This window comes from Photorhabdus sp. RM323S, assembly GCF_042879375.1.
GTDB lineage: Bacteria > Pseudomonadota > Gammaproteobacteria > Enterobacterales > Enterobacteriaceae > Photorhabdus > Photorhabdus tasmaniensis.
Genome location: NZ_JBHFKZ010000026.1, coordinates 15818 through 27560, shown reverse-complemented (window position 1 = coordinate 27560; position 11743 = coordinate 15818). Strand labels below are relative to the sequence as shown.

The 11743-nt window shown below is 42.4% G+C and carries 9 protein-coding genes and 7 tRNA genes; 10 read left to right on the top strand and 6 right to left on the bottom strand.

Features of this window, described 5'->3' with window-relative positions; all coding sequences use genetic code 11:
• Positions 1-109 precede the first annotated feature (109 nt).
• The 3 genes from ptsH to cysZ form a co-directional block, all read right to left on the bottom strand.
• The gene (gene ptsH, locus ACGF7G_RS12295; protein WP_133814938.1) at positions 110-367 is read right to left on the bottom strand and encodes a phosphocarrier protein Hpr; all 258 of its coding nucleotides are present in this window, start codon (positions 365-367) and stop codon (positions 110-112) included.
• A 481-nt stretch (positions 368-848) separates the two neighbouring features.
• Positions 849-1802 (bottom strand): cysteine synthase A, encoded by a 954-nt coding sequence (cysK, locus tag ACGF7G_RS12290; RefSeq protein ID WP_387465812.1) that lies wholly within the window; start codon positions 1800-1802, stop codon positions 849-851.
• Positions 1803-1917: 115 nt separating this feature from the next.
• Entirely contained in the window at positions 1918-2688 is a 771-nt protein-coding gene (gene cysZ, locus ACGF7G_RS12285) for a sulfate transporter CysZ (protein ID WP_133814936.1), read from the bottom strand.
• A gap of 219 nt (positions 2689-2907) precedes the next feature.
• Between cysZ and zipA the strand changes: the two genes are divergently transcribed.
• The 4 genes from zipA to ACGF7G_RS12265 all read left to right on the top strand — a co-directional run bounded on the left by zipA (position 2908) and on the right by ACGF7G_RS12265 (position 7675).
• Positions 2908-3840, top strand: a complete 933-nt coding sequence (gene zipA, locus ACGF7G_RS12280) for a cell division protein ZipA (protein ID WP_133814935.1) — start codon at positions 2908-2910, stop codon at positions 3838-3840.
• A 61-nt stretch (positions 3841-3901) separates the two neighbouring features.
• Positions 3902-5920, top strand: a complete 2019-nt coding sequence (gene ligA, locus ACGF7G_RS12275) for an NAD-dependent DNA ligase LigA (protein WP_387465809.1) — start codon at positions 3902-3904, stop codon at positions 5918-5920.
• 230 nt (positions 5921-6150) lie between these two features.
• Positions 6151-7335, top strand: coding sequence for a NupC/NupG family nucleoside CNT transporter (locus ACGF7G_RS12270; protein ID WP_133814933.1), 1185 nt, complete (start codon positions 6151-6153; stop codon positions 7333-7335).
• A 124-nt stretch (positions 7336-7459) separates the two neighbouring features.
• Positions 7460-7675, top strand: a complete 216-nt coding sequence (locus tag ACGF7G_RS12265; protein ID WP_021323870.1) for a DUF3820 family protein — start codon at positions 7460-7462, stop codon at positions 7673-7675.
• Positions 7676-7745: 70 nt separating this feature from the next.
• Here ACGF7G_RS12265 and ACGF7G_RS12260 read toward each other — a convergent pair.
• The 3 genes from ACGF7G_RS12260 to gltX all read right to left on the bottom strand — a co-directional run bounded on the left by ACGF7G_RS12260 (position 7746) and on the right by gltX (position 9622).
• A tRNA-Ala gene (locus ACGF7G_RS12260) sits at positions 7746-7821 on the bottom strand.
• Positions 7822-7877: 56 nt separating this feature from the next.
• Positions 7878-7953, bottom strand: a tRNA-Ala gene (locus ACGF7G_RS12255).
• A gap of 250 nt (positions 7954-8203) precedes the next feature.
• Entirely contained in the window at positions 8204-9622 is a 1419-nt protein-coding gene (gene gltX / locus ACGF7G_RS12250) for a glutamate--tRNA ligase (protein ID WP_387465807.1), read from the bottom strand.
• 269 nt (positions 9623-9891) lie between these two features.
• On the opposite strand from gltX, the gene ACGF7G_RS12245 reads away from it, so the two are divergent.
• The 6 genes from ACGF7G_RS12245 (at position 9892) to glk (ending at position 11616) form a co-directional block, all read left to right on the top strand.
• Positions 9892-9967, top strand: a tRNA-Val gene (locus ACGF7G_RS12245).
• Positions 9968-9996: 29 nt separating this feature from the next.
• A tRNA-Val gene (locus tag ACGF7G_RS12240) sits at positions 9997-10072 on the top strand.
• Between the two features lie 45 nt (positions 10073-10117).
• Positions 10118-10193 (top strand) — tRNA-Val (locus ACGF7G_RS12235).
• A 42-nt stretch (positions 10194-10235) separates the two neighbouring features.
• Positions 10236-10311, top strand: a tRNA-Lys gene (locus tag ACGF7G_RS12230).
• Between the two features lie 37 nt (positions 10312-10348).
• Positions 10349-10424, top strand: a tRNA-Lys gene (locus ACGF7G_RS12225).
• A gap of 226 nt (positions 10425-10650) precedes the next feature.
• Positions 10651-11616 (top strand): glucokinase, encoded by a 966-nt coding sequence (glk, locus tag ACGF7G_RS12220; protein ID WP_387465805.1) that lies wholly within the window; start codon positions 10651-10653, stop codon positions 11614-11616.
• Positions 11617-11743 lie beyond the last annotated feature (127 nt).

Sequence of the window (11743 nt, the reverse complement as noted above, 5' to 3'; positions counted from 1 at the left end):
TAAACTGACATCCCCGGATAAGAATGTCTCCGGGGATGAGGAACGGCTAAGTGAATATCAGTTTATTCACAATCTCTGAATCTTGACTGGCGTTGTGATCAACGGGAGATTATTCCAATTCTGCCATCAATTTAACCAGATGTTCAATTGCTGTTTGCTCATCTTCGCCTTCAGCCGAGATAGTCACAACAGTTCCTTGAGTGAGTCCTAACGTTTGTAGCTTAAACAAGCTTTTCGCACTGGCCGTTTTGCCACCGGACGTCAGTGTAATGTCGGAGGAGAAACTTTTTGCTTCTTTAACAAACTGGGCTGCGGGGCGGGTGTGTAGGCCATTTGGCGCAGTAATAGTGACTTCTTGTTGGAACATGATGTTTCCTCAATAACTTAGATTTTTGCTATGTAAGTTAAAAAATTGTAGTAAACAAATCTTAACTTGAGTATTCATTAACTGCCTATCCCAGTAGAGCGATTTTATTTGCCTAAAGTGCGAGCTCGACAATGTTCTGTATTCACTGCCCTTTCACAAGAACGGCCCGCATCAATTGAACCTACTGGGATAGATTCTAAGATTGATAATGTAATAAAAGATTTTATCGATTATCAAAAAAATTATTCTTCTCGATGCTTCTGATTGATAGTTTGAAGTAAAGATAGATCGCAGGACTACTTAACCGAAACTACTACTTCTGTTAATTAATTTCGAGCATCGAAATAATTATTATTGGTTAAATACTAAACCCAATGTAAGAAATCATCTGGTAAAGTGTAAAAGTTTGATCTACTGCACAGAAAAAGCACCCTTTAGGTGCTTTTTTATCAATAAAACTAAGTAACCTACTTAAATACTTTTATTCATCAGATAAGTCAGCAAACAATGCACTGCTCAAATAACGTTCACCTGATGAAGCCAGAACGACGACGATATTTTTATCTTTATACTCCGATTCCTGAGAAAGTTTCACCGCAGCAGCAACGGTGGCACCGGAGGAGATACCCGCCAGAATGCCTTCTTTCACCATAATTTCACGCGCGGTTTTAATTGCCTCGTCATTACTGATTTTAAAAACACGATCAACCAGTTTCAGATCAAGGTTATCTGGAATAAAACCCGCACCAATGCCTTGAATCTTATGTGGGCCGGGTTTCACTTCTTCACCGGCCAGAGTCTGGCTGATTACCGGTGAGTCTTCGGGTTCTACTGCAACCACAGTGATGTTTTTACCTTTGGTGTTTTTCAGGTACCGGGCAACGCCTGTTAGTGTACCGCCAGTACCTACGCCGGTAACAAATGCGTCTACTTCACCATCGGTATCTTCCCAGATTTCCGGGCCAGTGGTTTTTTCGTGGATTTCCGGGTTTGCCGGATTGCTGAACTGTTGCAGGATGATATAGCGATCGGGGTCACTGGCCTGAATTTCATTGGCTTTCTCAATGGCTCCTTTCATACCTTTAGCGCCTTCAGTTAGCACGAGATTTGCCCCCAGTGCTTTTAGCAGTTTGCGACGCTCAATACTCATCGTTTCTGGCATAGTCAGCGTTAATTTATAGCCACGGGATGCTGCAACGTAAGCAAGAGCAATCCCGGTATTACCACTGGTTGGCTCTACCAACTCTTTTCCTGGCTGTAGGATACCGCGTTTTTCAGCATCCCAAATCATGTTAGAACCAATGCGGCATTTTACACTAAAGCTTGGGTTACGAGACTCTACTTTTGCTAGAATACGTCCATTGCCAAAGTGTTTTAAGCGAATTAACGGGGTACGGCCAATTGTTAAAGAATTGTCTTCGTAAATTTTACTCATACTCGTCTTTCAACTCCCTTTAGTGATATCTGGTCAACGATACGCCAACAATCAGGTTATGGAAATATAGTTTGAATATATTCTTATCGTCTTAAAGAATAACATTTGAGTGAATTTATTTTATAAGATGAAACCCATGTTGATCCCGATAGCGATCTACCCACATTGCAGTAGCAGCGCATACTGCGATAGGCATAATCACCAAATTGACAATAGGTATCATTGTTAAAATACTCACCAGCGCACCAAATTGCAGGTTATTCATTTTGTTTTGACGAAGGGCGCTACGCATTGTTGGAAAACTGACTTTGTGGTTATCAAATGGATAATCACAGTATTGAATCGATAGCATCCAGGCACTGAAAATAAACCAGAGCACAGGTGCGACAGTTTGCCCGATAACAGGAATAAAATAGAGAAGCAGTAAAACCAGGGCGCGTGGAATATAGTAGAGCAGTTTTACCAATTCTCGTTTCAGGATGCGTGGAACATCTTTCACCAGTTCCTTAACCCCGGTATCCGGCGCAGAGGTTCCCGTTAAATCAGCTTCCAGTTTTTCCGCCAGTAATCCATTGAACGGAGCGGCTATGAAGTTCGCTATCGTGCTGAATAAATAAGTAAAAATCAGCAAAATAGAAATCATTGCGAGTGGCCATAGAATGTAACTAAGCCATTGCATCCAATCTGGTACTTTGTTCAATATCAAGGAGATCCAGTTTTCCAGTTGCTGGTAGAGCCACCAAAATGAACCACCGAGTAACAAAATATTTGCCAATAAGGGCAATAGAACAAATCTTTTAATACCTGGGCGAGTAATTAATCTGCAACCTTGCACCAAATACTGAAAGCCGCTCAAATTTTTTGGTGATTTTGTCAAATTAAGCATACTTCCTATTCTCTCCTGTATGATTGAAACGTTATCATATAGGCAGGATTTTCGACTGGCTAGTCTTGTTCTGTATGAAAAAAAAGCAAAAAGTGCTTGTCAGGCATATTTATGATAAGAAAAGTGTGTATAAGCTTGCACTTGTGTTATTTGACAAATACAGTTAATACAGAAAATGTTCCGCCGTGGTGGCATATTAATTAAACAACAGAGATAGCAATGATGCAGGATTTGCGTCTGATATTAATCATTGTTGGTGCGATAGCAATAATAGCTTTGCTGTTACATGGGTTGTGGACCAGCCGTAAAGAGCGTTCTTCGCTTTTTCGTGATCGCCCAGTTAAACGTCATAAACATGATCGTCAGGAGAGTTTCGTCGATGACAGTGATAATGAGGCGTTTGACAATCAACAAAAGACTTACACCCATAAGCAGGTAAAACCTCATCAGGAATATAAAGCTGAACCGGCTATTGAGCGCGGTCAGCCGAAGTTGACTGAAATGGATGTTGCAACGCTTGAGGAAAGTAGTGATCCGTTGCTGACGGGCCATCAGCCTGAGACCACAACCAGAAAAGCAGTAACAGAAATAGAAGAGCAGGAACCCCAGCTTGGTTTGTTTGAATCCGAAGGACAGGATGAGCCTGAGAAAAATAGGCCTCAGACGGAAGAAAAGTCTCAGAATATGGCAAAAGAGGGGGATGGTGAGAAGGAAGTGCAGGCCAAAGCAGCAAAAGAAATCGTTTTGGTTCTTCATGTGGCAGCACACCACGGTCAGGCACTGAATGGTGAGCTCTTGCTGCAAAGTATCCTGCAATCTGGCTTCCAATTTGGAGAAATGCAGATTTTCCACCGCCATTTGAATCCATCAGGCAGCGGCCCGGTATTATTCAGCCTTGCCAATATGGTGAAGCCGGGTTCATTTAATCTTGAAACAATGGCTGATTTTACCACTCCAGGGATCTCCATGTTTATGATGGTACCTTCTTATGGAGACGCTAATCAGAATTTTAAGCTGATGTTGCAAGCGGCTCAACGCATTGCTTCTGATGTTGGGGGAGTGGTGCTTGATGATGAGCGTAAAATGCTGACACCGCAAAAAATCGAATTGTATAAAGCGCGCATTCGCAGCACACTTGATGTTCAGGTATAATCAATTCATCGAATGTTCAAGCCTCCGCCAGCCGGGGGCTTTTTATCGCTGGTTATAAGTCATGAAATCAACAGCTCAACAAATAGAAAATCTCAGAATAACACTGCGTCATCATGAATATCTGTATCACATCATGGATGCCCCAGAGATCCCTGATGCAGAATATGATCGGCTAATGCAGGAATTAAAGACTCTTGAGGAACAATACCCGGAGCTGATTACATCTGATTCACCGACACAGCGGGTTGGAGCTGTTCCCCTGACTGCTTTTAAGCAAGTCCGCCATGAAATTCCTATGCTATCACTGGATAACGTATTCGATGAAGAGAGTTATTTGGCGTTTGATAAGCGAGTGCGTGACCGCCTGAAAGATGATCAGGATTTAGTGGTGTGCTGTGAGCTGAAACTGGATGGTCTGGCTGTCAGTCTGTTATATGAAAATGGTGAATTGGTTCAGGCGGCAACCCGTGGTGATGGTACAACAGGGGAAAACATTACCTCAAATGTACGGACTATCTACGCAATTCCACTGCGCCTGATCGGAGAGAATATTCCTGCTCGTGTTGAAATTCGTGGTGAAGTTTTTATACCCCAAAAAGGGTTTGAGAAGCTCAATGAGGAAGCACGCCGCACTGGTGCAAAAGTATTTGCCAATCCACGTAATGCAGCGGCTGGTTCTCTGCGTCAACTTGATCCCCGTATTACCGCTAAACGGCCACTGACCTTCTTTTGTCATGGTGTTGGTGTACTGGAAGGGGGAGAACTGCCGGCCAGTCACTACGAGCGATTGATACAGTTTAAGAAATGGGGATTGCCGGTCAGCGATAAAATTAAAGTTTGTACTGATAGTCAACAGGTTATTGATTTTTATCACGATATTGAAAACCAGCGTTCAACATTAGGGTTTGATATTGATGGTGTTGTTATCAAAGTGAATTCGCTGGAATTACAGAAAACGTTAGGCTTTGTCGCCCGCGCGCCACGCTGGGCAACAGCATTCAAATTTCCTGCTCAGGAGCAGATGACGATTGTTCGCGATGTTGAATTTCAGGTTGGTCGTACTGGTGCTATCACACCGGTAGCGCGTCTGGAGCCGGTGCAGGTCTCTGGTGTAACTGTTAGTAATGCAACATTGCACAATGCGGATGAGATTGAACGTTTAGGTTTGCGTATTGGCGATACTGTTGTTATCCGTCGTGCTGGTGATGTTATTCCAAAGGTCGTGGGTGTTGTGGAGGACAGAAGGCCACAGGACAGTGATGAAGTTGTTTTTCCTGAACATTGTCCGGTATGTGGGGCGGATGTCGAGCGGATTGAAGGAGAGGCTGTTGCGCGCTGTACTGGTGGTTTAGTCTGTGGTGCTCAACGTAAAGAAGCACTGAGACACTTTGTTTCCCGGCGGGCGATGGATGTTGACGGTATGGGAGAAAAGATTATCGATCAACTGGTGGATAAAGAGTATGTCGAAACCCCGGCAGATCTTTTCAGGCTTACTGCGGGTAAATTGACTGGGCTTGATCGTATGGGGCCGAAATCCGCGCAAAATGTGGTAGATGCGTTGGAAAAAGCGAAAAAAACTACGTTTGCGCGTTTCCTTTATGCGTTGGGGATCCGTGAAGTTGGGGAAACAACCGCTGCTAATCTGGCTGCTCACTTTGGCTGCATGGATAAATTACGTGCCGCTGATGAAGACGCTCTAAAAGAGGTCCAGGATGTTGGTGAAGTAGTGGCAAAACACGTGGTTAACTTCTTCAGTGAACCTCATAATCAAAAAGTTATCGATGATCTGATTGATAATACCGGTATCAACTGGGAACAAGTTGTCGTCACAAAGGCTGAGAAGATTGACAGCCCATTCGCAGGCAAAACAATTGTGCTTACTGGCTCATTACATCAGTTATCCAGAGATGAAGCCAAAGATAAACTTATTGCGCTTGGGGCAAAAGTGACAGGCAGTGTTTCTAAGAAAACAGATTTGGTGATTGCGGGTGAAGCCGCTGGTTCGAAACTGGTTAAAGCTAATGAGTTAAATATTCCAATTATTGATGAAGAAGAAATGATCCGTTTATTGGGCGAATAGCTTTTTGTTTGCATTTTGGGTACTGATTATTGAGGAGTTTCTCAATAATCAGTCATATTTGATAATATGTTTTTGAATTTGGTTTTATACGATTCAGCTAAAAATGTGATCAAATCCATTAAATAAAGATTTAGAGAAAGAACTATTTCAGTCTAATGTGACATCTATCCCATTTAATCGCCTTTTATCACATAGAATGCATTTATATTCTGTTGTGTTTGGAGTGTAATATGTCTCAAATCCTGCACTTCCTTTTGGCTCTGATTGTCATTGGCAGCCTTGCTATTCTGGCGAGCAGTAACCGTAAAGGTATTCGTCCTCGTTATATTATTCAGTTGCTTGTTATTGAACTTGTCCTGGCGTGGTTTTTCCTGAATTCGGGTGTTGGTCAGGAATTTGTTATGGGATTTGCCGGCTTGTTTGAGCATTTACTGAAATTTGCGGGGGAAGGGACGGAATTCATTTTTGGCGGCATGATGGGAGCAAAACTGGCATTCTTCTTTCTGAATGTATTGTGTCCGATTATCTTTATTTCCGCACTGATTGGTATTTTGCAGCATATCAAAGTATTGCCAATCGTCATCCGGGTTATTGGTACTCTGCTGTCTAAGGTCAACGGCATGGGGAAATTGGAATCATTCAATGCAGTCAGTTCTTTGATACTGGGTCAGTCTGAAAACTTTATCGCTTATAAAGATGTGCTGGGAAAAATGTCTGAGCGCCGAATGTACACGATGGCCGCAACTGCAATGTCAACAGTTTCCATGTCGATCGTCGGTGCTTACATGACCATTTTGGCGCCTAAATATGTTGTGGCGGCATTGGTGCTCAATATGTTCAGTACCTTTATCATCCTGTCACTGATTAATCCATATGCTGTTGACAGCGAAGAAGACATTCAGATGAGCAATCTTCACGAAGGCCAAAGTTTCTTCGAAATGTTGGGTGAATATATTCTGGCTGGTTTTAAAGTCGCCCTGATTGTTGCTGCTATGCTGATTGGTTTCATTGCCCTGATTGCGGCTATTAATGCGCTGTTTAGCCTAATTTTTGATAAGAGCTTCCAGGAAATGCTGGGCTATGTGTTCTATCCATTTGCTTGGGTAATTGGCATTCCTGCTGATGAAGCGTTGCAGGTTGGTAGTATTATGGCAACCAAATTGGTTTCTAACGAATTTGTTGCGATGCATAGCTTGCAATCAATGGCGACAGAACTTTCTCCGCGTTCACAAGGTATTTTGTCAGTATTTCTGGTTTCTTTTGCTAATTTCTCTTCAATTGGAATTGTTGCTGGTGCGATTAAGGGCTTGAATGAGAAACAGGGTAACGTCGTTTCCCGTTTTGGCTTGAAGCTACTGTTTGGTTCAACCCTTGTCAGTTTCTTGTCTGCGGCTATTGCAGGCTTGGTGCTGTAAAAAGATAAAGTGTTATAGTGGAATATTGCATCATGGATGATACAGCTTTCTGCTTTCCTTTAGTCTATTTTTCCCATACTCCGTAAACTGGAGTTATCCTTTTTAATCAATATAAATGCACATTATGGAAAAAGAAAACCTGATAGAAATTGCTAATACTGTTATGCCATTCGGTAAATACAAGGGGCGTATGCTGATTGACTTACCAGAAGAGTATTTATTGTGGTTCGCTCGTAAAGGGGAATTTCCACAAGGTAAATTGGGCATGCTGATGGAGATGACTTTAGCAATAAAAATAGAAGGATTGGATTCGTTGGTGAAACCATTGAAGAAGAATTAGCAGGGATGGACGCTATCACAATATATAGTCAAAAGGCCCTGAAAGCGTGGCTTTCAGGGCCTGATAATTTTGGTGGAGCTAAGCGGGATCGAACCGCTGACCTCTTGCATGCCATGCAAGCGCTCTCCCAGCTGAGCTATAGCCCCACGAGTGTGGCTTTTCCTAATTTTATTGCCAAACACTTTACTCTGGTAAAAGTATTTGGTGGAGCTAAGCGGGATCGAACCGCTGACCTCTTGCATGCCATGCAAGCGCTCTCCCAGCTGAGCTATAGCCCCAATCAAAATTGGTGGAACGGGGCGCATAATATGAAACCTTGCAAATACTGTCAACGGCTAACTTATCATTATCAGAGCAAGCGTTGAAAAAGCCATCAGTTCTGTGATGGATCGACAAAATAAAGGCTGAACAATGGGTTGAAATGAGATAGAAAGCGTTTAGAGAAGTTACAACACGGTATTCATTAAATGAGATTTTTTTGAAAATAGAAGGCACCACATTGAATCGGTGATGCCTTTGTCGCATTAATTACTGCTGAGTTTCACGTTGAGCAATAAATGCCAGAGCCTGATTGATACGGGCCAGAGTACGGGTTTGCCCGATAGCATGAATAGTCACATCTACTCCTGGAGATTGACCTGCTCCAGTAGCAGCAACACGCAGTGGCATACCGACTTTACCCATACCAACTTCTAGCTCATCAGCTGTAGATTGAATAGCATGATGAACATTTTCAGGTGTCCAATCAGTAATTGAAGCCAGCTTTGTACGAACAACTTCAAGAGGCTGACGGGCAACTGGACGTAAATGTTTCTTTGCTGCATCTGCATCAAACTCAGCAAAATCCTCATAGAAGTAGCGGCAGGACTCGGCCATTTCTTTCAGCGTCTTGCAGCGTTCACCCAGTAATTTAATCAGATCGGCCAATTGTGGCCCATTACGGGTATCAATGCCTTGTTGCTCAATGTGCCATGCCAGATGAACGGACACTTTCTCTGGAGGCAGGGTATTAATATAGTGATGGTTCAGCCATTGTAGTTTTTCTGTATTGAATGCACTGGCAGATTTATTGATAGCATCCAGGCCGAAGAATTCAGTCATCTCTTCAACACTGAAAATTTCCTGATCACCATGTGACCAACCCAGACGAACCAGATAATTCAACAGTGCTTCTGGCAGATAACCATCATCACGGTATTGCATAACACTCACTGCACCGTGACGTTTAGACAGTTTTTTACCATCATCACCCAAGATCATCGAAACGTGTGCATATTCTGGAACTGGGGCACCCAGTGCTTTCAGAATATTAATTTGACGTGGTGTATTATTGATATGGTCTTCACCGCGAATGACATGGGTGATTTCCATATCCCAGTCATCAATGACAACACAGAAGTTATAGGTTGGAGAGCCATCGGTACGGCGGATAATCAGATCATCAAGTTCCTGATTACTGAATTCAATTGGGCCACGGATACTATCATTAAAAATAACAGAACCTTCTTGTGGATTGCGGAAACGGACAACATGGGGTTGATCCGGATTATGCTGACATTGATTATCACGGCAACGGCCGTCATAACGAGGCTTCTCACCCTTTGCCATTTGAGTTTCACGCAATTCTTCCAGACGTTCTTTAGAACAATAGCAATGATAAGCAGTCCCTTGCTCCAGCATTTGATCAATAGCCTGATTATAGCGATCAAAACGTTTAGTCTGATAATAAGGACCTTCATCCCAATTCAGATTTAACCAGTTCATACCGTCCATAATGGCATCAATGGCTTCCTGAGTTGAGCGTTCAAGGTCAGTATCTTCAATACGCAATACAAATTCGCCTTTGTTATGGCGGCTATATAACCAGGAATAAAGTGCGGTACGTGCACCGCCAACATGGAGATAGCCAGTTGGGCTTGGTGCAAAACGGGTTTTAATTTTACTCATTGGGGATTGCCTTAATTACGTTTCACTTTTCAATGAACGTTATTGGTGATTTAAAGTAATAAAAGTGGGGGTTATTTTATCACTGGACTTTAATTCCTCAATGCTGTTAGCGGGATGTTATTGAGAAAAGTCAGCATATCTGCTTAAACCGTACCCTGAGTGATGATAATTATCTCACCTTTGTTTAATTTTGAGACGAACGATATTTTTCCCTAGAAAAAGCGTTGACTCATCCTGAACTATCCCTATAATGCGACTCCATCACGACGGGGCGATTAGCTCAGTTGGTAGAGCATCTCCCTTACAAGGAGGGGGTCATCAGTTCGAATCTGGTATCGCCCACCACTCGTTGTGATAAAAATGAATTTATGATTGGGCGATTAGCTCAGTTGGTAGAGCATCTCCCTTACAAGGAGGGGGTCATCAGTTCGAATCTGGTATCGCCCACCAATCATAAATTCAGTGGTATAGACGCAGTGATAGTCATCATGAAGTGGGCGATTAGCTCAGTTGGTAGAGCATCTCCCTTACAAGGAGGGGGTCATCAGTTCGAATCTGGTATCGCCCACCACTTCATTAGATTATTTCAGCAGTATCGCACCGTTTTTGGAATGGGTCGTTAGCTCAGTCGGTAGAGCAGTTGACTTTTAATCAATTGGTCGCAGGTTCGAATCCTGCACGACCCACCATTCAAAAAGACGTAGTTAGAGTAGTTCTCCTATAGATGGGTCGTTAGCTCAGTCGGTAGAGCAGTTGACTTTTAATCAATTGGTCGCAGGTTCGAATCCTGCACGACCCACCATCTTAAAGCTTCATCCAAAAACGAATTCCTAGATATATTATTAGCTCAGTCGGTAGAGCTGTAGACTTTTAGTCAATTAGTTGCAAGGTTCTAGCCTGGCAAATCATCTTTAGTATGTGATATCCCGATGGTACAAGCTATTCGTGCCCAAACTCCCTATACCAATAATGTCAGATGAGATAAGCTTTACATAATTATTGTACTAGCTAATTATTAGGATATAAAAATGAATCTCTACGGACTAGTGGCTGATATTGGTGGTACGAATGCCAGATTAGCACTTTGCAATTTGAAAGATGGGGCTCTTGACCAGATTAAAACATATAGTGCAAAACAATACGCTGGGTTGGAGTCTATTATCAGCGACTATTTGGCGGAGCAAAAAGTAATAATAACTTATGCTTGTATCGCTATTGCCTGCCCGATAAAGGGTGATTGGGTGGAAATGACTAACCACCAATGGGCATTTTCTATTAGCGAACTGAAACAGGCACTTGGGCTAGAAAAATTAGAGGTTATTAATGACTTCACTGCCGTATCTATGGCTATCCCTATGCTGACAGAAGAACACAAAGTTCAACTGGGAGGGGGAAAAGCAGTTAAAGATAAACCAATTGCTGTTTATGGGGCGGGAACTGGCCTTGGTGTGGCTCATTTAATAAAAGCAGGCAAGCAATGGATAAGTTTACCTGGTGAAGGTGGTCATGTAGATTTTGCAGCGAATAGTGAAGAACAAGATGCAATATTAGCTATTTTACGTCGTAAACTGGGGCATGTTTCGGTAGAAAAAATCTTGTCCGGTAGTGGATTAGTGAATCTCTATCAAGCCATTGCAATTTTGGATCAGAGTCAGCCGGAAGAGTTAGAACCAGAAATAGTGACGCAACGGGCATTGGATGAAAGTTGTCAATATTGTTATCGTGCCCTGACACTATTTTGTGAAATTATGGGGCGATTTGGTGGGAATTTAGCTTTAAATATGGCAACTTTTGGAGGTGTATATATCGCTGGTGGTATAGTGCCGCGGTTTTTTGATTTCTTTAAGCAATCGAATTTCCTTTATGGATTTGAGGATAAAGGGCGCTTTAAAACATTAGTACAACAGATTCCTGTTTATCTGATTACTCATCCGCAACCTGGATTATTAGGCTCAGGGACATATTTACGGCAACAACTCTCATTGATTGATTAAGTTATAAAGACAGATATATACATATTGAAACTAGTGATTGTATATATCTGACTAAAATCCATGAAAATATAAATATATTTGATAGATTCACATAATAAATGCAACAGCGTTAATCCAAAAGGATATG

Coding starts and splice junctions, on each gene's coding strand:
- cysZ (WP_133814936.1), bottom strand. CDS start 2,688: ATGCTTAATTTGACAAAATCACCAAAAAATTTGAGCGGCTTTCAGTAT.
- gltX (WP_387465807.1), bottom strand. CDS start 9,622: ATGAGTAAAATTAAAACCCGTTTTGCACCAAGCCCAACTGGCTATCTC.
- zipA (WP_133814935.1), top strand. CDS start 2,908: ATGATGCAGGATTTGCGTCTGATATTAATCATTGTTGGTGCGATAGCA.
- ACGF7G_RS12265 (WP_021323870.1), top strand. CDS start 7,460: ATGGAAAAAGAAAACCTGATAGAAATTGCTAATACTGTTATGCCATTC.
- ptsH (WP_133814938.1), bottom strand. CDS start 367: ATGTTCCAACAAGAAGTCACTATTACTGCGCCAAATGGCCTACACACC.
- cysK (WP_387465812.1), bottom strand. CDS start 1,802: ATGAGTAAAATTTACGAAGACAATTCTTTAACAATTGGCCGTACCCCG.
- ACGF7G_RS12270 (WP_133814933.1), top strand. CDS start 6,151: ATGTCTCAAATCCTGCACTTCCTTTTGGCTCTGATTGTCATTGGCAGC.
- ligA (WP_387465809.1), top strand. CDS start 3,902: ATGAAATCAACAGCTCAACAAATAGAAAATCTCAGAATAACACTGCGT.
- glk (WP_387465805.1), top strand. CDS start 10,651: ATGAATCTCTACGGACTAGTGGCTGATATTGGTGGTACGAATGCCAGA.